We start from the raw sequence: 20,684 nt of genomic DNA, 5'->3' as shown, positions 1-20,684 counted from the left end.
GTTGTCCGCACTCTGCTGCACGATCTGTCGTGGGTTGTCATGTACGGTCGGAAGGGTACGTTATCTTTGGCTGATGGTTTTTGGCGAGCGATAGGGGAAGCGCGTTGAAGTCCCACGCTTCGCCATCGGCCTCCCCCCCTGTAGGGGCTTGGTCTCGTCTGAGAGCGCTGGTGGGCGTCGACATGCACGTGTTCCGGACGGTTCTGTTTCGGGGCTGGGGCATTCTGGCGGGTGCCATTACGCTGGTTCTGCTTCCGCTTTGGCTGAGTCCTGCTCAGCAGGGCTATTACTATACCTTTGCTAGTCTGTTGGCCCTGCAGGTATTTTTCGAGCTTGGCCTCGGTCAGGTGATCATCCAGCTAGTCGGGCATGAGGCGGCCCATCTTACCTTCCATGACAATGGTAAAGTTAGTGGGGCCCCGGACCGGTTGGCACGCCTGACTGGCATCATCGCGTTACTGCGTCGTTGGTATGCGGTTGCGGCTGCGCTATTCGTTATTTTTGGTGGGCTCGCAGGAGTGTTGTTCTTTGGGCACAACGGTGAAGCTCTGCCTATTGGAGAGTGGGGGCCGATCTGGGGGAGTGCCGTTGTGTTGACCGCCATCAACCTATATTTCAGTCCGCAACTGGCCGTTATTGAGGGGGTCGGGCAGGTCGGGCAAGTCGCTCACCTGCGGCTACTTCAGTCTGTGTGCGGTTATGGTTTGCTCTGGGTTTTACTCATGAGTGGAGCTGGTCTTTGGGCTGCCATCACTGTTCCTCTTGCCGCTGCCTGCGGTACGCCACTTTGGTTGCGTGCTAGGAGAGGGTGGCTTAAGCTCCCCGCTCCGCGAGAGTCTCCAATTTGCTGGCGTCGCGATATTTTTCCATTGCAGTGGCGCATTGCCGTTAGTTGGGCCTGTGGCTACTTGATCTTTAGTATCTTCACGCCAATAGTCTTTTCTACTCACGGGGCTGCGGAAGCAGGCCGGCTCGGTATGGCCATGTCTGTATTTTCCGCCGTGACAACGCTTGGTTTAAGCTGGATCAATGCTAAGACGCCCGCCTTTGCCATGTACGTTTCTCGCAGCGAATCTGCTGCACTAAACCAGCTTTTCCGGGCTGTAGCGCTGCGTTCCACCGCCGCTACGGGTTTATTGGGCTTCACGATCGTGCTGATGACGTACATTGCCTCTCAGCTTGGTATTACTGCGGTCCATCGCATTGCAGCACCGGCCACACTGTTCTGGATTGCCTGTGCTGCGACCATCAACACGGTGGTGTATGCCGCTGCGGTCTATATGCGTGCGCACAGGGAGGAGCCCATGCTGCCAGTGTCTGTGGTTTCGGCGATGTTGACGGTAGCCATGGTATCGTTTCTGCGTGAAGACGTATCGCGGATGATGTTTGGTTATGCGGCAATTAGTGCATGCGTTGCTTTGCCATGGACTTTTCTACTGTTCAAACGATACCGCGCACGCCACAACGCGAATCTACAAACTCGAGTCTGATTCCCATGTCCACGCCCCTGCTGACGATTATTGTCCCAACATACAAACGCAGCGCCAATTTGGAGATTCTTTTAAGAGCGTTACGTGAAGAAACTGCCGTAGTTGCCGCAGATGTTATCGTGCAAGTCTCGGACAATTGTTCGCCCGATGATACTCCTCAAGTTGTTGCACGCATCACAGAGACTTGGCCGGAACTGCGTAGTTACCGACACGCTACCAATGTAGGTGCCGAACGCAACTTCTGTCATTGCGTCGAGAAGGTGGACACCCGCTGGTTCTGGATCATTGGAGATGATGATCTTCCCAAGCGTGGTGTCATTGCCCGTATTGTGAATCTGCTACGCACGCGGCAACCAGCCCTTGTTTACATGCAAAGCGAGTGGATGAGCCCTGTATGCGGCGTTGACCAGGGGGAGTCGGTTGGCGAACTGCGCGTTGCTGATCTCGATGCTCTCTCATTCGCGAAGGCTTTACATATATGGGTAACCTTTATCTCGGGCATGGTGATTGATCGCGAACATCTCAATTCAGTTCTTCAAGGACAATCATTTGACCGCTTTAACGGAAGTGCACTTGTTCAATTGGGTTGGGTTCTGCCAGCACTTAAGACGGAAGGGCCCTTTCTATTTGTAAGAGATCGTTGCGTGTTAGCAACTACTGAAAATAGTGGTGGCTACCCATTGTTGTCAGTTTTCTCAGTTAACTTTCCTCGGATTGTTAAGGAGTGTTTGGGGGATAAAAGCCCACTGTCCCATGCTCTGATAGATGGTGCTGTAGCCCGATATCTTCCTGGCAGGATATGGGGGGCGAGAAAAGCAGAAAATACTGCATACACTGCCGAAAATCCATGGCCGGCAATGAGGGGGCAGTTGGGGTCAAGGTTGCTGTTCTGGATATTGCTTGTACCATTAGGCCGTTTCCCTGTCTTGTTCGCCCAACCTTTTTACCAGACATGGCGTGTGATCAATCGGATTCATCGAGAATGGCGTAAGCACGTGGGCGTATTGGCTTATTAGTATTTCGAAGGGTTTTCTATTGGTTCGGCGTGTGGCTTGGTTGAATGTTTAGCTTTAATGTCCTAGATCCTTTTCACGTAAGCACTATTCCGTATATTTTGAAGTTGGACTGAGCTGATCAAGAATTGGTAAGTGGGCGTAACGTTTATTTTGAAATTTAATAATATGAAAACTCTTGGTATCTGTATTCCAACCTATAAGCGGCCAGAATTTTTAAAACGGTGTGTTATATCTGTGCTGAGTTCAGCTGGTGATCGCCCAGTGCATATTTTCATATCAGATGACTCGGTAGATAACACCAACGAAGCAGTTTATGAGGAATTGCGGACACTTTGTCAGCGAGTGGTCATTAATCGTAACCTAACTAACCTAGGTATTGACGATAATATCCAAAAAGCAGTTGATATTTGCAGTTGTGACTATGCCTGGTTAGTCGGTGAAGATGATTATTTTCTGCCCGGGGCGATTCAGCTTGTTTATGATAGACTCCAGCATGAAATCTCTCCATTTCTCTTTGCTAACTACTCGTTTGTTGGGGACAATGAACGTCTTGGACAAGCTCTCGATGAACCTGATGGCATGATGAATAGCGCTGAATTTATACAGCGCTACCTGTGGGCAGTCGGTTTCATCGGTTCATGCATAATTAATCGATCTGCTTGGTCGGGAAGTTCATCTATTCCTTACAAGGGGAGTTACTACTCCCACGTTGGCCGGATATGTGAAATATTGGCCAAGAGCGGTGACGATGTTTTGATCATTGCAAGGCCTTGTGTGGCCAACCGAGTTGAAGGGGTCGATACCTTTACGTGGAAGCGGGATTCATACGGTGTATTCTTTGGGTTTTGCGCAATGTGTGATGCTGTCGTATTTCAATGCCCATCAATTGCTTTGTCTATGAAGAAAGCTGCTTTAGGAATGGAGCGTCGATATCGCTGGCTATCGCTTCGTTTGGCGATGAGGTTGCGATCGGAATTGGGCTATGATCTTGGTCAATATAAGCGATATTTAAAATTTCGTATCAAAAATCATTTTAAGAGATTTGCTTTTTATCTGATTGCTATTGCGCCTCCAGCAATCTTCAGGCCCCTTGTAAGCGCTTACCGGCGAATGCGCTATATACCAAAATCATGAGTGCTACGCTTATGATTTCAAAGCCAAGTTATGCGTTCGTGCAAATTAAAGGTTATGGTGATCTGACTATTGCTGTTGCATCAGTGCGTCGTTTGCCGGCTAGTGTGCAGTCCCAGTGCCGCTTGTTAATTGGTCCCTATCTACAAGACCTTTGTCAAGCGCTGGAGCCATCTTGCAGTGTTGATGTGCTTTGCATAAATGATGGGAATGTCCCTGCATTGTTTGACTTAAAGAAGCGTGGGTTTTCTGCGGGTCTATTCAGCGCTTGGAATTTACGCAAAGCGCTGAAGAGTGCTCACCAGAGTTCAACGCTCGTCATGCCGAAACTAGCTTGGAGGGAATTGTTTATTGTGGGCGGACGGGACGCATTATATTTGCCGAGTGCCGATAATATATATACGGCCTATGAGCGTTTGTTTTGTCAGCATATTCCTGTGTCTGATGTCGGGAGTGTTTCTAAGAAGCGCTCCGGAGGCAATGGAGTGTTTCGTGTTGCGATTTGCCCATTTAGTCGAGTAGCTGAAAAAAATATTCCTGCAACCTTGCTTAAGGAAATAACTAATGCCTGTTCAAAATCAAATGTGGATTATGAGATACTGCTATTGGAAGGTGAGATTATAGACTCCAGCTTGGGACTGTCTGTGCGGGTAATCCCGAGACGATTTGAGGTGCTTGCGATGGAGTTGGCGAGTTATGTTGGCGTGATATCTGCTGATAGTTTGCCGGCACATCTTTCAGAGTATGTAGGTACGCCAGCATTCGTTGTTTCTCCAGTGCCAAACATATATTGGTTGCCAGCTGGGGCATATAAAAATAACTGTTGGGGTGTCTTTGGTGAGGTGCCGAAATTGCTTTTGAGATTGCAATGCTTTTTTCATGCCCTAAAGATGTGAGGAAGCATGTTCTTGTGTAATTTAGGAAATGCTTTGTGCTTTTGAAGAAGGATTGCTTTTGGCATTCTCCCCGGTGGTGAGCATAACTGATTTATAAGTGTATGCGGCGGCGAGAGGGGCCGCTCTAATGATATTGCTGTTAGTGAGCAGCCGTACTTTGCTGCCAGAGTATAAACTACTTTCTCTACCAACTGATCCCTTCTGCATTGTCTGTATCGGGAGCCTCTACTCATCAGACGGCGTGTTTTCCCTCTGAGGTGTAGGGGTAGGCGATGCGAGTAGTTTTCAAATTAGAATTTCCACATCAGGTAAGTCGGTAAATGTTGGTTACGCAGTGGAAGTAGGGCGGAAATTAGATATTGCTAGATATCCTATCGGGGAGCCATCTCTGTAAAAATTTTGGGTGCTTGCTCTGGTTCGAGAAGATTTGGGTAACTTTCTGGACGTTTATCTTTGAGCCAAAGCGTTGATAAGGAATTGACGTTTGCTTATGCAAGTACACCGCACGTCAACCACTCAGATGCCTGCCAAAAAATTCAATGCAATTGAACTACGCAAGATTTAAGGTTAGGTTAGTTGACTTATTGGTTGGTGTCGGTCGGTGATTCTCTGAACACTGAAGTTCCTTAGTCGAACTTAGTTTATTGTTCGAGGCGTCATGGTGTTAGTAGTTTGTGTGATTTTGAGTCAGCAGTTCACACTAATACTAACATCTTTCAATGCTTAGGATTTGTAAAATGTCTATCTTGGCGGCAAGTACTTGCTGGAAATCCAGGATAGAGTCATCTGTTAGTAACCATCAACTGGCGAGGTGTAGGGGCTTGTGCAAAGCAAGGCCCTAAAATGGGATTGCGGCCCACGTGATCTTGAGTGTGTTACGGAAAGCGATACCAGATGATACTTACAGGGAAGCTTGATAGGCAATGTCGTAAGTTCGCAGGCCACACTGTGCAATAAGTAAAAGTATGCTTGTAGTGAGAGGGGGCGATTAGGTGTGTGTTGAGCGCTGTTTGAGTACTGCTTGACAACTCGCAGACAAGTAGAATGCCGGATGCTTTAATGGCAGGTGGGTGGGGCACCGATTGGTAAAATTGAGGTCTGAACTGCTCAAGAATTGTGTTAGCAAAGGTTCGAATTTTTTGGAACCATGCTGCCGACTTGGGTGGGGGCTTAAGAAATGTTGTCAGGGCTTTGGTGTGATTTGGGCCGCGATACATGGCAAATCAGACTTGAATGTAGACAACAGATTCAAGCTGATCTGCAAGCTTGGGGTTGAGGCCAGCGGCACGTATGACTGCTAGTATTTCGATAGTATTTCTATGTTTGCAATATGAGTCAGGGCGTTTTCGTGATAAGAGCTATCAATCAGTAGCTTGCAAAGCATAACTTGAGCAAGATCGGACTCTAGTACAGAAGCCGGAGTGAAGAAGGTGCTAATTGGGTATCTGCTGCAGCACAATCACATCATCGCTAAAGGGCTTGCCCACATCTGGATGTGCTCGCGATGTTCTGTATGTAATTTCAACTGTGCGAGTATTTTGCGATGATGGTGATTTTGGAGTGTTTGGGGTGAGGTTATTGTCTTCTGATGCGTGCAGTAGTGCTTTAAGCGAGAATTTGTCGCCCAAAGAGATTCAATGTTGTCGTGAAAGTATCTGAAGGTCTTTCTTGTTAAATTCGGTGCATGCTGTGGAAGTATGTTTTTCGAGTAATCGTATAATCTATGTTAGGTATTCCTACATAAAATGAATTGTTCATAATAGGATGGATTGTATGAACTCAGAAGCTGTCCAGACTCACTCTGGAGATTTCGATAGGTGTTATGATGGGTCAATGGTGAGTAAGAATAATAATTTATTGCCGTTGTTGATTGAGTTTGTGCTATGTATTTGGATGTTGTTCTTTGCAGCGGGTGCTGCGTATATTGGGCCTGTGCCTGTAAAGAGTACAGTATTGATATTTTTTATTTTTATATCTACATTTGCATTGTTGATTAAAAATTATATTGTAGTTAGATACGCATGGTCGTTGATTGTTTTGTCTTTTGGGGTTTTTTTGTCTTGTTTGATCGGAGTATTTAATGGTTTTGATTCGTCAGTTCTAAGTCAAGCGGGATCTATGGTTTCTTCTTTTCTAGTGGTTGTAGTGGCTTTTGTGCTTTACGACAATGGGCTGCTTAGGTCGGAAAGATTGGAGAGAGTGGTTTATATTACCGCCATGTTAGGATTTTTGATTAAGGTCGTTATTGCTATCTCTGCAATGCTTGGTGTGTTCTCAGCCGGTTTTATTAATGATACAATGCAGAATTTTTTTGGTTCTGCATCTTATGATGTTAATGTGTTCGGTGGTTTTATGGGGGTGTTGCCTCGAATACAGAATACTGGTGATGTGAGTTTTTTGGTGATTTTTCTCTTTTATGTAAGAAAACATTCTGGGTTAAAGGTTGCCTTGGCATGGCTGCTTGCCCTTGTATTTGTTTTGGTATCATATAGTCGGTATTTTATGATGTTTTTTGCATTAATTAGTGCGTATATGGTGTGGCGTGCCATTAGAAAAAAGCCAGGAAGTACAATTTTGGGTTTGGGTGCGTTGATGTTAATTCTGGTGAGTGCGAATATTATATCTATTGAAAATATTTTTTTGAATTTAACTGAAAGATTCGTAGGGCAGGTTCAGTCCGAGTCCGATGGTATCAGAATTGAGCAATCTCAATATATTTTGAGGATTTTTGTTGATCATCCATTTTGGGGTATTGGAATGGGTGGATATATATATAATTATGTAAGAGACCCGGGGCTTCTTTGGCATTATGAGTTGGAATACTTGGCAATGCTTATGCAATTTGGGTTTTTGGGATTTTTATTGATCGTAGTGACTTATGTTTTTTATGTTGTGCGAATGTTTTTTTCAAACTATGAAAAAGACCTGCACTTGGTGGTGGTGGTGGGGGTAATGGCTTGGTTGGTGACGCCCATGCAAAGTTCTTTATTTATCGGTACCTCGTCAGCTTTCTTAATTCTAAGTATCTTTTTTTTGTCTCGTGGTGCAAGGCATTAGTGGGCTTTGTATTCGCTGTCAAATAGAGGTTTAAGATATTTTTTGGGTGTTTTTTTTGAGTGATGGTGATGCATTGTTTTTGGGTTTTGCAAATAACAGTCATTTCAGATAGAAGCGTTGCTTAATTGAGTGTGTCGATCATTCGACATGGTGTATCTAATCGAAAGGTCTAAATGTTTAACGACAAAACGTTGCTTATCACTGGTGGTACCGGCTCATTTGGTAATGCGGTGCTACGCCGCTTTCTTGATTCTGGATTGCGTGAAATTCGTATTTTTAGTCGTGATGAGAAAAAGCAGGATGATATTCGCAAGAAGTTCAGTAACTCAAAGCTGAAGTTTTACATTGGAGATGTGCGTGATTACCAATCTGTTTTGAATGCGACGCGTGGTGTTGATTTTATCTTCCACGCAGCAGCACTCAAGCAGGTTCCTTCCTGTGAGTTTCACCCGCTTGAAGCTGTCAAAACAAATATACTGGGAACTGAAAACGTATTAGAGGCTGCAATCAACTGTGCTGTTAAACGAGTGGTGGTGCTTAGTACTGATAAAGCAGTGTACCCCATCAATGCCATGGGTATTAGCAAGGCGATGATGGAGAAGGTTGCAGTAGCTAAGTCTCGTAGCAGCAGTGGAACTATTATCAATGTCACCCGTTATGGCAATGTGATGTGTTCGCGTGGCTCGGTAATTCCGCTCTTTACTAATCAGATCCGCGCTGGTCTTCCTATTACCATCACTGATCCGGCTATGACCCGGTTTATGATGACGCTTGATGATGCAGTTGACTTGGTTTTGTTTGCCTTTAAGCATGGCCAGCCAGGTGAGATATTTGTCCAAAAAGCGCCTGCTGCTACTATTGAGCTGCTAGCAAAAGCACTGACCGAGGTGCTTAATGTTCCGAATTACCCTATCAACATTATTGGTACCCGTCACGGTGAAAAGTTATTCGAGGTTTTGCTTAGCCGTGAGGAGATGGTTGCGGCTCAGGATCTCGGGGGGTATTACTGTGTGCCTCCAGATTTACGTGACTTGAACTATGGCAAGTTTGTGGAGCAAGGTGAGCTAAAAATTTCTGAAGCGGTTGAATACAACTCTCATAATACCACTCGTCTTGATGTTCTTGGTATGCAGGCGCTGTTGATGAAGCTACGATTCCTTCAAGCTACGTTGAGTGGCGAGCAGGCAGAGGCAGAGGAGTGATGAGATGAAGAAGATTAAGCGCCGGATTCTAGTCACCGGTGCCAATGGATTCATTGGTAAGAACCTTGTTGCTCGAATGAGGGAGCTGCCAGATGTTGAAATCAGTACATTTGTTCGTGGCGACAGTACTGCTAGTTTGTCTGTTCTGATTGAGCAGTCTGATGCTGTTATTCACTTGGCAGGAGAGAACCGCCCCGTTGATGTTTCCGCTTTTACTCAAGGAAACACGGAATTGACCGCGGCACTCTGTGGTGCTTTACGGGCAGAATACAAGAGAACTGGTCGTCGTTTGCCTTTAGTATTGGCATCCTCAATACAAGCTGAATATGATAACCCTTATGGGCGTAGCAAGTTAGCCGCAGAAGGGGTAGTTCATACGCTTAGTCAGACAATCGGTAATCCCTGCGTGGTTTTTCGGCTTCCTGGAGTGTTCGGCAAATGGTGCAAGCCCAATTACAACTCGGTAGTTGCCACGTTTTGCCACAACATTGCGCGTGACTTGCCTATCTGGATCAACGACCCTGCAGCCAACTTACGGTTGGTGTACGTTGATGATGTGGTGACTGCTTTGTTGGCCTCATTAGAGGCTCCTGCATCGGGTTATGTACAGGCTACCGTCAACCCTGAATACACCATCACATTGGGTGAATTGGCGACTCTGGTTGCTGCTTTTGGTAATTGCCGTTCTACACTTATGACTGAGCGTGTTGGTACGGGCTTAATTCGAGCGCTGTATGCCACCTACGTTAGCAGCCTTCCAAACGAGAAGTTTTCTTATGAAGTGCCGCAATACACTGATTCGCGTGGAATGTTTGTCGAAATGCTTAAAACACCGGATAGTGGTCAATTCAGCTATTTTACGGCTCATCCTGGTATTACGCGCGGTGGACATTATCACCATACCAAAACAGAAAAATTTCTTGTTATCAAGGGGAAGGCGTTGTTTCGCTTTCGGCATTTGTTAACGAATGAGTTGTTTGAACTGCGGACAAGTGGCGCCAAGCCGCAAGTGGTCGATACAATTCCAGGTTGGGTGCACGATATTACGAATATAGGAAGTGATGAGATGGTGGTAATGCTTTGGGCAAATGAGAATTTTGATCGTGAGAAACCTGATACGGTTGCAAGCAAAATTTGAATATGAAAAAACTTAAAGTCATGTCAGTTGTAGGGACGCGGCCGGAAATCATTCGTTTGTCGCGCGTTCTAGCTGCACTGGATACACATTGTGAACATGTGCTGGTGCACACAGGTCAGAATTACGACTACGAACTCAATCAAGTATTTTTTGATGAGTTGGGTGTGCGTAAGCCAGAATTTTTCCTGAATAGTGCTGATGGCAGCACCGGTGCGGGTAACACCATCGGCAACCTCATAACTGCTGTTGACAGTGTGCTGGCTCAGGTCCAGCCCGAGGCTATGTTGGTGTTGGGTGACACCAATAGTTGTTTGTCGGTAATTCCTGCTAAGCGACGCAAAGTGCCGATTTTTCATATGGAGGCGGGTAATCGCTGCTTTGACCAGCGTGTGCCTGAGGAAACCAACCGCCGGATTGTTGATCACACTGCAGATATCAATCTCACTTATAGCGCCATCGCACGTGACTACCTGCTTCGTGAGGGGTTGCCCCCTGATCAGGTCATCAAGACCGGTAGTCCAATGCATGAAGTCTTGCACTACTACATGCCACAGATAAAGGCATCTTACGTACTGAATCGCCTCGATTTGTTGCCGGAGCAGTACTTCGTAGTAAGTGCGCATCGTGAAGAAAACATCGAGTCTGAAAAATCGTTCGCCAAGTTAGTCGCCGTGTTGAATGCGGTCGCCGAAGATTATGGCCTTCCAGTGGTGGTGTCGACCCATCCTAGAACGCAAAAAAGGGTAGATGCTACCGGTGCCAAATTTCATGCCTTGGTACGGCTGATGAAGCCTTTGGGCTTTTTCGACTATGTGAGTCTTCAAATGCAGGCGAGGGTAGTGCTTTCAGATAGCGGTACTATCAATGAGGAGTCCTCTATCCTCAATTTTCCGGCGCTTAATCTTCGCGAAGCACATGAACGTCCCGAAGGTATGGAAGAAGCTGCGGTGATGATGGTGGGCCTGGAAGTGGAACGAGTGCGGCAAGGTTTGTCGATTTTGCAGGGCCAATCACGTGGAGTTGTTCGCAGCTTGCGTCAAGTGTCTGATTACAGCATGCCCAACGTTAGTGACAAGGTGGTGCGGATCATTCATAGCTACACAGACTACGTGAACCGCGTGGTTTGGAAAAAATATTGAACCCAGATCAATGCGAATTGCACTAATTGCAGATACTTTTCCCCCGCTTCGAACCTCTGGAGCGGTACAGTTGCGAGACTTGTCCAGAGAGTTTGCGCGGCAGGGCCACGTTTTAACAGTGATTCTACCGTCAGCAGGGCAACAAGAGGCCTGGCTTCTGGAAGAGCTTAATGGCGTACAAGTGCTACGCCTGAGAGCTCCCTGTACCAAAGACATTGGTTACGTGCGCCGTACGTTAGCTGAACTTGTCATGCCATTTGCTATGCTGAGACAGTTACGCAAAAGTCCGTTGGCCCATGAGCGTTGGGGGGGGGTGGTTTGGTACGCACCATCGATCTTCCACGGGCCTTTGGCCCGTGCTCTTAAAAAAATGAGTGGCTGCAAAGGCTACCTGATTGTCCGTGATATATTTCCTGAGTGGGCGGTGGATATGGGCTTGATGGGGCGTGGGTTACCATATCAATTTTTTGCTGCGGTAGCTCGCTATCAGTATTCAATTGCCGATGTGATTGGAGTGCAAACGCCTGGAAATCTTGGGTACTTTGATAGGTGGCAACAAAAATTTGGGCGCCAGTTGGAGGTGCTGCAGAATTGGCTTGACAAGCCAGCTCTTACTGCTTGTTCGATCCGTGTTGAAGATACCTCCCTTGGGAAGCGGAAGGTGTTGGTGTATGCCGGCAATATGGGTGTGGCTCAAGGTATGGATATATTGTTGGATTTGGCAGAGAAGCTGCGCCCCAGGTCAGATGTCGGCTTCTTATTTGTGGGTCGTGGTAGCGATGCGGCTCGGCTTAAGGTGGAGGCTCAGGCGCGGCGACTTGACAACGTTATTTTCTTCGATGAAATCCACCCTGATGAAATCCCCGACCTCTACGCGCAGTGTAGTGCAGGTATCGTGGCATTGGATCCGCGACACAAATCTCACAATATTCCAGGCAAATTTTTGACCTATATGCAGTGTGGATTGCCTGTGTTGGCTAGCGTCAATGCTGGTAACGACCTTGCCCAGTTAATTCGTAGTGAACAGGTGGGGCAAGTCTGCGAAAGCAACCGAGTCGATGAGCTGTTGCAGTTGACAGAAAAATTACTGGCCCAAATTGAGGTGGACGTAAGTCTACCCGATCGTTGTAGGAGTCTCTTTTATCGTGATTTCGCTGTTGAGAGGGCTGTGCAGCAAATTGTGGCAGCGCTGTCAGCTAAATGAGCATCCATTTTCAGCCTTGGAGCTGGTGGGGTGCTTCGCTAAGTGAGGCACCTCACTTTGTCTGAAATGTTATATTGTAGCTGTAGTGTTGAAATGCAATTCAATATTAATTTCCGACAAAATACTGAAGAGATATATCGATGCTGATAATCCTACTGTTAGCTACATTTTTGTCCTTGCTTATCGGTATGTGTTTGATACATTTTTCCCATTTTCATGAAGGATTTTCTGCTGATCATGATTTGGGCGGCGTACAAAAATTTCATGCAAGGCCGGTGCCACGTATTGGTGGCGTGCCGATTGCTGTTGGCATGGTTGCGGCTTGTGGTTTTCAAGCATGGTTGCAAAAAGATAATACGGTTTTGCTATTGTTAGTTGTGGCGCTGCCTGCATTTGCTGCCGGGATAGCTGAGGATGTTACGAAACGGGTTGGGCCGCTCCCGCGGTTGCTAGCAACGTTCGTCGCTGCTGCCTTGGGTTATTTCATGTTAGGTGCTGGACTCCAGCGTTTGGATATCCCTATGCTGGATGGTTTACTGTCGCAATTATGGTTCCTGTCCTTGCTGCTAACTGTTGTAGCGGTTGGAGGAGTTGCACATGCAGTCAATATCATTGACGGGTACAACGGCCTTTCGGGAGTGGTATCAATTTTTATCTGCTTGGCGATAGCGTATGTGGCTTTCAAGGTTCAAGATCCTGTCTTGATGGGCATTTGTTTCGCCATGGTGGGGGCTATTGCCGGTTTCTTGTTCTGGAACTTTCCGCGCGGTCTTATTTTCGCAGGGGATGGTGGTGCTTATCTAGTAGGCTTCATGATTGCAGAAGTGTCTGTGTTGTTGGTCGCACGCCATGAGCAGGTTTCCCCTTGGTTTCCGCTTCTATGTGTCATTTATCCTGTATTTGAGACAATGTTCTCGATTTATCGTCGTAAATTCTTGCAAGGTCGTCGCATTGGTTACCCGGATGCTCTGCACTTGCATCAATTGGTTTATATGCGTCTTGTCCGCTGGATGGTTGGCAGTAAAGATGTTGATCATAAGACCATGCGGAATAGTTTGACATCACCCTATCTGTGGGCTCTGTCTTCCGTATCAGTAGTTCCAGCTATGCTTTTCTGGAACAATACTCCGGTATTGATTGGATTCGTGCTTGCCTTCATGGTTACCTATGTTAAGTTGTATCGCATGATCATCCGCTTCCGTACGCCGCGTTGGATGTTGCTGCGCAGATCCGCTCGCCTATGACTCGGCAGGGGGCGGTCAGAGCAAGTCCCCCGTCTTCCCGTAAACTTTGACCATCCCCAACTATGGGCTTGCAGAAAATTGCTGTGGCAGGCTCTTGAAAACCCTCCCGCTCGTCCCTATCATTAGCACTCGCAGCAGGTGAGTGCTAACGCCCGCCTCAACTCACACAGGTTTCCACTCTCAACAGCCACTGTAACAGGAGAGATCCATGGCAATTCGTCCTTTGCACGACCGTGTTGTTATCAAGCGCCTCGAGGCTGAAGAAAAAACCGCTTCCGGCATCGTTCTGCCGGGCGCAGCCGCAGAAAAACCGGATATGGGCATCGTTTTGGCCATAGGCAATGGCAAGATTCTGGAGAACGGCGAGCGCCGTCCGCTGGAACTGAAGCCTAACGACAAAGTCATTTTCGGCAAGTATTCCGGTCAGGCCGTCAAGGTTGACGGCGATGAAGTCCTCGTGATGCGCGAGGAAGATGTAATGGGCATCGTTGAGTAATCCGACCCACATCTGAACTTTCCCTACTCAGAATTCTGGAGATTTAAAGAATGGCTGCTAAAGACGTAAAGTTTGGTGATTCCGCTCGTGCCAAGATGGTAACCGGCGTCAACATTCTGGCTGATGCCGTTAAAGTGACTCTGGGCCCGAAAGGCCGCAACGTGGTGCTGGACCGCTCCTTCGGCGCGCCGACCATCACCAAGGACGGCGTATCCGTCGCCAAGGAAATCGAACTGAAGGACAAGTTCGAGAACATGGGCGCGCAGATGGTGAAAGAAGTCGCTTCCAAGACTTCCGACGTGGCCGGCGACGGCACCACCACCGCCACCGTGCTGGCTCAAGCCATCGTGTTGGAGGGCATGAAGTACGTTGCCGCCGGCATGAACCCGATGGACCTGAAGCGCGGCATCGACAAGGCCGTTGCCTCGCTGGTGGGTGAGATCGCCAAGATCGCCAAGCCGTGCGCCACCACCAAGGAAATCGCTCAGGTTGGCTCCATCTCCGCCAACTCCGATTCCGACATCGGCGACATCATCGCCAATGCCATGGAAAAAGTGGGCAAGGAAGGCGTGATCACCGTTGAAGACGGCAAGAGCCTGAACAACGAACTGGACGTGGTGGAAGGCATGCAGTTCGACCGCGGCTACCTGTCCCCGTACTTCATCAACAACCAGGACAAACAGATTGCCGCTCTGGACAATCCCTTCATCCTGCTGTTCGATAAGAAAATCTCCAATATCCGCGATCTGCTGCCGGTTCTGGAGCAAGTGGCCAAGTCCGGCCGCCCGCTGCTGATCATCGCAGAAGACGTGGAAGGCGAAGCGCTGGCCACTCTGGTGGTCAACACCATCCGCGGCATCCTGAAAGTGGTAGCCGTTAAAGCCCCGGGCTTTGGCGATCGTCGCAAAGCCATGTTGCAGGATATCGCCTTCCTGACCGGCGGCACCGTGATTGCCGAAGAAGTGGGCCTGACCCTGGAAAAAGCTTCGCTGGAAATGCTGGGCCAAGCCAAGCGCGTTGAAGTGGGCAAGGAAAACACCACCATCATCGACGGCGCCGGCCAAGCGGCCGAGATCCAGTCGCGCGTGGGCGAGATCCGCAAGCAGATGGAAGAAGCCACTTCCGATTACGATCGCGAGAAACTGCAAGAGCGCGTGGCCAAGCTGGCCGGCGGCGTTGCGGTGATCAAGGTTGGCGCTGCCACCGAAGTGGAAATGAAAGAGAAAAAGGCTCGCGTTGAAGACGCCTTGCACGCTACCCGCGCCGCTGTGGAAGAAGGTGTTGTGGCTGGCGGCGGCGTTGCTCTGCTGCGCGCCCGCTCCACTCTGGACAGCCTGAAAACCGACAATGCCGATCAAGACGCCGGTGTTAAGATCGTGCTGAAGGCCATCGAAGCGCCGCTGCGCCAGATCGTCAAGAACGCCGGCGAAGAGCCGTCGGTCGTGGTGAACAAGGTGCTGGAAGGCAAGGGCAACTTCGGTTACAACGCGGCTAGCGGCGAGTACGGCGATATGCTGGAAATGGGTGTGTTGGATCCGGCCAAGGTAACCCGCTCCGCTCTGCAGCACGCGGCTTCGGTTGCTGGCCTGATGCTGACCACCGACTGCATGATCGCTGAATTGCCGGAAGACAAGCCGGCGGCCGGCATGCCGGATATGGGCGGCATGGGCGGCATGGGCGGCATGATGTAAGCCAACGCCTCCTTAGGCTTTGAAAAACCCCGCTACGGCGGGGTTTTTCTTTTGCGGGCTTAAAATGCGTTGGCTTCTGGCAAAATAAGGCCGGGGCATATATTAAGTTAAGGAGTGCGTGATGGAATTGAAGGCCTTGCTGAGCAGTCTGGACACGATTTTGGAGCCCTGGCGCTTCAAAGACTATGCGCCTAACGGCTTGCAGGTGGAAGGGCGGCAGGCGGTGCGCAAGCTGGTGACCGGTGTCACCGCTTCGCAAGCTTTGATCGATGCCGCGGCGTCGCGCGGAGCGGACGCCGTGCTGGTGCACCACGGTTATTTCTGGAAGGGGGAAGACGCCCGGATTTGCGGAATGAAGCGCCAGCGGGTCAAGACGCTGCTGGAGCATGATCTTAACTTGCTGGCTTACCACCTGCCTTTGGACGCGCATCCGGAGCTGGGCAATAACGCGATGTTGGGCAAGGTGCTGGATTTGGAGGCCCAGGGGCAGGGCGGTGAACAGGGTTTGCTGTGGCATGGGGCGTGGCGACGAGGCGGCAGTGCGAGTGATTTCCGTGAACACGTTTCCGCTCGTCTGGGGCGCGAGGCTTTGTTGTTGGGCAGGGCGGACAAACCTATTTCGCGCATAGCCTGGTGCACCGGCGGCGCGCAGAGTTTTTTCGCCGAAGCCATCGATCTGGGCGTGGACGCCTTCATCACCGGCGAAGCGTCCGAGCAAAATCATCATATGGCAATGGAGTGTGATGTGGCTTTCATCGCTGCGGGGCATCACGCCACGGAGCGTTTTGGCATCAAGGCTTTGGGCGAGCGCCTGGCTCAGCTTCATGGCATAAGTGTTGAATTTGTAGACATTTCCAACCCGGTTTAGGCGGCTAGGCAGGGCTTCGGCCAATTTATTTGCATAGAAGCTTCAAGTCCCTACTCGGAATCGGGTAAAATCAGGCAGTTTTGGGCTCGGTTTCCACGTTTGAGGATGACTGTAATGAGTGAACAACAAGTCGATGCGGGGCGCCGTCGCTTTCTGACGGTTGCAACCAGCGCTGTTGGTGGTGTGGCGGCGGCCGGAGTGGCGACGCCGTTTCTGATGAGTTTCTTCCCGTCCGAGAGGGCGAAGGCCGCCGGCGCTCCCGTCGAGGTGGATATCGGCAAGATCGAGCCGGGCCAGAAGATCAACGTCGAGTGGCGCGGCAAGCCGGTATGGGTGCTGAACCGCACGCCGGAGCAATTGAAAAACCTGCCGAAGCTGGACGAGAAGCTGGTGGATCCCAAGTCCGAAATGGATCAGCAGCCGACGTATTGCCAGAACGAGCACCGTTCGATCAAGCCTGAGCTGCTGATCGCCGTCGGCATCTGCACGCATTTGGGCTGTTCGCCGACCCACCGTCCGGACATCGCGCCCGCCGATCTGGGCCCGGACTGGGTGGGAGGCTTCTATTGCCCCTGTCATGGTTCCAAGTTCGACTTGGCCGCGCGCGTCTACAAAGGCGTGCCGGCTCCGAAGAACCTGGAAATTCCGCCGCACAAATATCTGTCCGATACCCGCCTGCTGATTGGCGAAGACAAATAAGCTGAGGGGGCTACATGACTAAAGGACAAAAGCTGCTCAACTGGGTGGACGAACGTTTTCCGTTATCGTCGATGCTCAAAGAGCACGTCACCGAGTATTACGCGCCGAAGAACTTCAACTTCTGGTACTTCTTCGGTTCGCTGGCCATGCTGGTGCTGGTGATCCAGATCGTTACCGGCATCTTCCTGACCATGAACTACAAGCCGGACGGCACCTTGAATGGCGCCGGCATTCCGGTCGCCTTCGCCTCGGTCGAATACATCATGCGCGATGTGGCCGGCGGCTGGATCATCCGCTACATGCACTCCACCGGCGCCTCGATGTTCTTCGTGGTGGTCTATCTGCACATGTTCCGCGGCCTGATCTACGGTTCCTACAAGCAACCGCGCGAACTGGTGTGGGTGTTCGGCACGCTGATCTTCCTGTGCCTGATGGCGGAAGCCTTCATGGGTTATCTGCTGCCTTGGGGCCAGATGTCGTTCTGGGGCGCGCAGGTGATCGTCAACCTGTTCGGCTCTATCCCGGTGATCGGTCCGGATCTGTCGGTGTGGATCCGCGGCGACTACGTGGTGTCCGACGCCACGCTGAACCGCTTCTTCGCGCTGCACGTGATCGCGGTGCCGCTGGTGCTGCTGGCGCTGGTGGTGGCTCACCTGATCGCCTTGCACGAAGTGGGCTCCAACAACCCGGACGGCGTTGAGATCAAGAAGCTGAAGGACGACAAGGGCATTCCCCTGGATGGCATTCCCTTCCACCCGTATTACACCGTCAAGGATGTGCTGGGCGTGGTGGTGTTCCTGATCGTGTTCTCGGCCATTGTCTTCTTCATGCCGGAAATGGGCGGTTACTTCCTGGAGAAACCCAACTTCGACCAGGCCGACCCGCTGAAGACCCCGCCGCATATCGCGCCGGTATGGTACTTCACGCCGTTCTACGCCATCTTGCGCGCCATCCCGTCCTTCCTGGGCACCCAGGTATGGGGCGTGATCGCGATGGGCGCGGCGGTGGTGTTGATCGCCTTCCTGCCGTGGCTGGATCGCTCGCCGGTGAAATCCATCCGCTACCGCGGTCCCAAGTTCAAGTTCATGCTGGTCCTGTTCATCGTGTCCTTCATCGGTCTTGGCATTCTGGGCGCTTTGCCGTCCACCAATGCCCGCACCGTGATCGCGCAGGTGCTCTCGTTCGTCTACTTCGTCTTCTTCCTGGGCATGCCGTTCTACACCAAGAACGATGTAGGCAGCATCCCGGTGCCGACGCGGGTGACGGATACCAACGCCAAGCGTCAGATCCGGTTTGCGGTGCTGGTGGTGGTGACCGTGGTGGCCGCCGCCGTATTCGCCATGAACGTGTAAAAAGGGGAGAGGACTCATGAAAAGCAAAATCCGCCACCTGATCGCGGCCATGGCGCTGGCGCTGCCGTTCAGCGCTACGGCCCTGGCTTCCGGCGAAGGCCCCAAGCTGCCCAAGGCGCCGATCAATATTCAAGATACGGAAAGCCTGCAACGCGGCGCGCAGATCTTCACCAACTACTGCTTGTCCTGCCATTCGGCCAGCGCGATGCGTTACAACCGCCTGACCGATATCGGCCTGACCGAAGAGCAGATCAAGGCGAATCTGCTGCCGGTGGGCGCCAAAATCGGCGATCCGATGAATATCGCGATGAACAAGAAGGACGCTCAAGCCTGGTTCGGCGCCACGCCGCCGGACTTGTCGCTGATCGCGCGTTCCCGCGGCGCAGATTACCTGTATGGTTATCTGCGTGGCTTCTACCGGGACCCGAGCCGGCCGACTGGCTGGAACAACGCGGTGTTCGACAAGGTGGGCATGCCGCACATCTTCTGGGAGTGGCAAGGCGAGCAGGTGCTGAAGACCGAGAAGAACGCGGAAGGCCACGAAGAGCACAAGCTGGAGCTGATCAAGGCCGGCACCCTGACCAAGCTGGAGAACGGCAAAGCCAATACCGTGGAGTTCGACAAGCGGATGGCGGACCTGACCAACTTCCTGGTCTATGTGGGCGAACCTGCTCAGGTGAAGCGTCAGCAGATCGGTTATGTCGTGTTGATGTTCCTGTCGCTGTTGCTGTTGCCGCTGGCGTATTTCCTGAAGAAAGAGTACTGGCGCGACGTGCATTAAGCCCGGTTGCTTGATTTGATCAAGGCGGAGAAATCCGCCTTTTTTCTTTTTAATCATTGGCTTATGATGCGGCGCTGGAAATTGGTGGATGGAAAGTGCTAGAATGCCCAGCTGAATCAACCCATTGTTAGTTAAGGATTTCCTCCTGCCATGATGACTCTTTACTCCGGAATTACCTGCCCGTTCAGCCAGCGTTGCCGCATCGTGCTTTTTGAAAAGGGAATGGATTTCGAAATCATTGATGTGGACATCCATAACAAGCCGGAAGATCTGGCGGTGATGAACCCCTACAATGAGGTGCCGGTATTGGTCGAGCGCGATTTGATCCTGCACGAATCCAATATCATCAACGAGTACATCGACGAGCGTTTCCCGCACCCGCAGCTGATGCCGGCGGACCCGGTAATGCGCGCGCGCGCCCGTCTGTTCCTCTACCGGTTTGAAAACGAGCTCTTCATCCATGTGAAGGCGCTGGAAGCCGGCGCCACCGGCAAGGAAGCGAACAAGGCTCGCGAAGCCATTCGCGACGGCCTGACCACGATCGCGCCGATTTTCGCCAAGCAGAAGTTCATGTTGGGCGACGATTTCTCCATGATCGACGTGGCGATCGCGCCCTTGATGTGGCGTCTGGAGCATTACAATATCGATCTGGGCAAAAACTCCGCGCCTATCCTCAAGTACGCCGAGCGTATTTTCCAGCGCCAGTCCTTCATCGACTCGCTGACGCCGTCCGAAAAGGCCATGCGCAAATAAGGATTGCCAATGAGCTCCAGCACCAAGCCCTACATGATCCGAGCGCTGCACGAGTGGTGCGGCGACAACGGCTTCACGCCCTATGTGGTGGTATGGGTCAACGAGCGTGCCGATGTGCCGCGCGAGTACGTGAAAAACAACGAGATCGTGCTGAATATCGGTCTGTCGGCCACCAAGAATCTGCGTATCGACAATGACTGGTTGTCGTTTTCCGCCCGCTTCGGCGGCGTGTCCCGCGACATCTGGGTGCCGATAGGCAATGTGATGTCGATTTTTGCCCGGGAAACCGGCGAAGGCATGGGATTCGAGGTGGAGCTGGGCGAGGCGGAAGCGCCCGCGCCGACGCTGAAACCGGTGGCGGCCGACGAGGAGGCCAAGCCGGCGGAAGCGCCGTCCGAGCCGGATGCGCCGGCCAAGCCGACGGGCCGCCCCAGCCTGCGCATCGTCAAATAGCGGTTTCAACTCCGCAAGCGAAAGCCGGTCCGTCAGGGCCGGCTTTTTCATGGGCGGCTTTCCAAAAAAAGGGC

At 50.9% G+C, this 20,684-nt stretch carries 18 protein-coding genes; all 18 read left to right on the top strand.

What is annotated here, in order from left to right; genetic code table 11:
* Positions 1 to 170 precede the first annotated feature (170 nt).
* A complete protein-coding gene (locus ACODSD_RS04430) occupies positions 171 to 1,490 on the top strand; it encodes a polysaccharide biosynthesis protein (protein ID WP_488876857.1) in 1,320 nt (439 codons plus the stop codon).
* A 5-nt stretch (positions 1,491 to 1,495) separates the two neighbouring features.
* Positions 1,496 to 2,506: a glycosyltransferase family 2 protein gene (locus tag ACODSD_RS04425; protein WP_488876856.1), complete on the top strand. Its 1,011-nt coding sequence runs from the start codon at positions 1,496 to 1,498 to the stop codon at positions 2,504 to 2,506.
* 132 nt (positions 2,507 to 2,638) lie between these two features.
* Positions 2,639 to 3,640, top strand: coding sequence for a glycosyltransferase family 2 protein (locus ACODSD_RS04420; protein WP_488876855.1), 1,002 nt, complete (start codon positions 2,639 to 2,641; stop codon positions 3,638 to 3,640).
* Positions 3,637 to 4,533, top strand: coding sequence for a glycosyltransferase family 9 protein (locus tag ACODSD_RS04415; protein WP_488876854.1), 897 nt, complete (start codon positions 3,637 to 3,639; stop codon positions 4,531 to 4,533). Before ACODSD_RS04420 ends, ACODSD_RS04415 begins: the two co-directional genes overlap by 4 nt.
* Positions 4,534 to 6,306: 1,773 nt before the next feature.
* Positions 6,307 to 7,590, top strand: a complete 1,284-nt coding sequence (locus tag ACODSD_RS04410; protein ID WP_488876853.1) for an O-antigen ligase family protein — start codon at positions 6,307 to 6,309, stop codon at positions 7,588 to 7,590.
* A 173-nt stretch (positions 7,591 to 7,763) separates the two neighbouring features.
* Positions 7,764 to 8,792, top strand: a complete 1,029-nt coding sequence (locus ACODSD_RS04405) for a polysaccharide biosynthesis protein (RefSeq protein WP_488876852.1) — start codon at positions 7,764 to 7,766, stop codon at positions 8,790 to 8,792.
* Between the two features lie 4 nt (positions 8,793 to 8,796).
* Positions 8,797 to 9,930, top strand: a complete 1,134-nt coding sequence (wbjC, locus tag ACODSD_RS04400) for a UDP-2-acetamido-2,6-beta-L-arabino-hexul-4-ose reductase (protein WP_488876851.1) — start codon at positions 8,797 to 8,799, stop codon at positions 9,928 to 9,930.
* A gap of 2 nt (positions 9,931 to 9,932) precedes the next feature.
* Complete coding sequence (locus ACODSD_RS04395; RefSeq protein WP_488876850.1) at positions 9,933 to 11,069, top strand: UDP-N-acetyl glucosamine 2-epimerase; 1,137 nt, start codon at positions 9,933 to 9,935, stop codon at positions 11,067 to 11,069.
* A 70-nt stretch (positions 11,070 to 11,139) separates the two neighbouring features.
* Entirely contained in the window at positions 11,140 to 12,273 is a 1,134-nt protein-coding gene (locus ACODSD_RS04390) for a glycosyltransferase family 4 protein (RefSeq protein WP_488876849.1), read from the top strand.
* Between the two features lie 140 nt (positions 12,274 to 12,413).
* Positions 12,414 to 13,517: an MraY family glycosyltransferase gene (locus ACODSD_RS04385; protein ID WP_488876848.1), complete on the top strand. Its 1,104-nt coding sequence runs from the start codon at positions 12,414 to 12,416 to the stop codon at positions 13,515 to 13,517.
* Between the two features lie 208 nt (positions 13,518 to 13,725).
* On the top strand, positions 13,726 to 14,013 hold the full coding sequence (locus ACODSD_RS04380) for a co-chaperone GroES (RefSeq protein ID WP_235086449.1): 288 nt from the start codon (positions 13,726 to 13,728) through the stop codon (positions 14,011 to 14,013).
* A gap of 50 nt (positions 14,014 to 14,063) precedes the next feature.
* On the top strand, positions 14,064 to 15,704 hold the full coding sequence (gene groL / locus ACODSD_RS04375) for a chaperonin GroEL (protein ID WP_048414165.1): 1,641 nt from the start codon (positions 14,064 to 14,066) through the stop codon (positions 15,702 to 15,704).
* A 121-nt stretch (positions 15,705 to 15,825) separates the two neighbouring features.
* A complete protein-coding gene (locus ACODSD_RS04370; protein ID WP_107800601.1) occupies positions 15,826 to 16,572 on the top strand; it encodes a Nif3-like dinuclear metal center hexameric protein in 747 nt (248 codons plus the stop codon).
* A 114-nt stretch (positions 16,573 to 16,686) separates the two neighbouring features.
* Positions 16,687 to 17,271 (top strand): ubiquinol-cytochrome c reductase iron-sulfur subunit, encoded by a 585-nt coding sequence (petA, locus tag ACODSD_RS04365; protein WP_107800600.1) that lies wholly within the window; start codon positions 16,687 to 16,689, stop codon positions 17,269 to 17,271.
* Positions 17,272 to 17,285: 14 nt separating this feature from the next.
* Positions 17,286 to 18,623 carry a cytochrome b gene (locus ACODSD_RS04360; protein ID WP_107800599.1) on the top strand — a complete coding sequence of 446 codons (1,338 nt, stop codon included), beginning with the start codon at positions 17,286 to 17,288 and terminating at the stop codon, positions 18,621 to 18,623.
* A gap of 16 nt (positions 18,624 to 18,639) precedes the next feature.
* Entirely contained in the window at positions 18,640 to 19,404 is a 765-nt protein-coding gene (locus ACODSD_RS04355) for a cytochrome c1 (RefSeq protein ID WP_107800598.1), read from the top strand.
* 150 nt (positions 19,405 to 19,554) lie between these two features.
* A complete protein-coding gene (locus ACODSD_RS04350) occupies positions 19,555 to 20,157 on the top strand; it encodes a glutathione S-transferase N-terminal domain-containing protein (protein ID WP_039756141.1) in 603 nt (200 codons plus the stop codon).
* 9 nt (positions 20,158 to 20,166) lie between these two features.
* A complete protein-coding gene (locus ACODSD_RS04345) occupies positions 20,167 to 20,610 on the top strand; it encodes a ClpXP protease specificity-enhancing factor (protein WP_227104953.1) in 444 nt (147 codons plus the stop codon).
* Positions 20,611 to 20,684 lie beyond the last annotated feature (74 nt).

The sequence above is a fragment of the Chromobacterium sp. FG22 genome, from assembly GCF_057809415.1.
The sequence above is the reverse complement of the archived record's forward strand: the minus strand, read 5'-3'. Positions and strand labels throughout refer to the sequence as shown.

Coding starts and splice junctions, on each gene's coding strand:
- ACODSD_RS04410 (WP_488876853.1), top strand. CDS start 6,307: ATGAACTCAGAAGCTGTCCAGACTCACTCTGGAGATTTCGATAGGTGT.
- ACODSD_RS04415 (WP_488876854.1), top strand. CDS start 3,637: ATGAGTGCTACGCTTATGATTTCAAAGCCAAGTTATGCGTTCGTGCAA.
- wbjC (WP_488876851.1), top strand. CDS start 8,797: ATGAAGAAGATTAAGCGCCGGATTCTAGTCACCGGTGCCAATGGATTC.
- ACODSD_RS04370 (WP_107800601.1), top strand. CDS start 15,826: ATGGAATTGAAGGCCTTGCTGAGCAGTCTGGACACGATTTTGGAGCCC.
- groL (WP_048414165.1), top strand. CDS start 14,064: ATGGCTGCTAAAGACGTAAAGTTTGGTGATTCCGCTCGTGCCAAGATG.
- ACODSD_RS04425 (WP_488876856.1), top strand. CDS start 1,496: ATGTCCACGCCCCTGCTGACGATTATTGTCCCAACATACAAACGCAGC.
- ACODSD_RS04385 (WP_488876848.1), top strand. CDS start 12,414: ATGCTGATAATCCTACTGTTAGCTACATTTTTGTCCTTGCTTATCGGT.
- ACODSD_RS04355 (WP_107800598.1), top strand. CDS start 18,640: ATGAAAAGCAAAATCCGCCACCTGATCGCGGCCATGGCGCTGGCGCTG.
- ACODSD_RS04405 (WP_488876852.1), top strand. CDS start 7,764: ATGTTTAACGACAAAACGTTGCTTATCACTGGTGGTACCGGCTCATTT.
- ACODSD_RS04395 (WP_488876850.1), top strand. CDS start 9,933: ATGAAAAAACTTAAAGTCATGTCAGTTGTAGGGACGCGGCCGGAAATC.
- petA (WP_107800600.1), top strand. CDS start 16,687: ATGAGTGAACAACAAGTCGATGCGGGGCGCCGTCGCTTTCTGACGGTT.
- ACODSD_RS04350 (WP_039756141.1), top strand. CDS start 19,555: ATGATGACTCTTTACTCCGGAATTACCTGCCCGTTCAGCCAGCGTTGC.
- ACODSD_RS04345 (WP_227104953.1), top strand. CDS start 20,167: ATGAGCTCCAGCACCAAGCCCTACATGATCCGAGCGCTGCACGAGTGG.
- ACODSD_RS04380 (WP_235086449.1), top strand. CDS start 13,726: ATGGCAATTCGTCCTTTGCACGACCGTGTTGTTATCAAGCGCCTCGAG.
- ACODSD_RS04360 (WP_107800599.1), top strand. CDS start 17,286: ATGACTAAAGGACAAAAGCTGCTCAACTGGGTGGACGAACGTTTTCCG.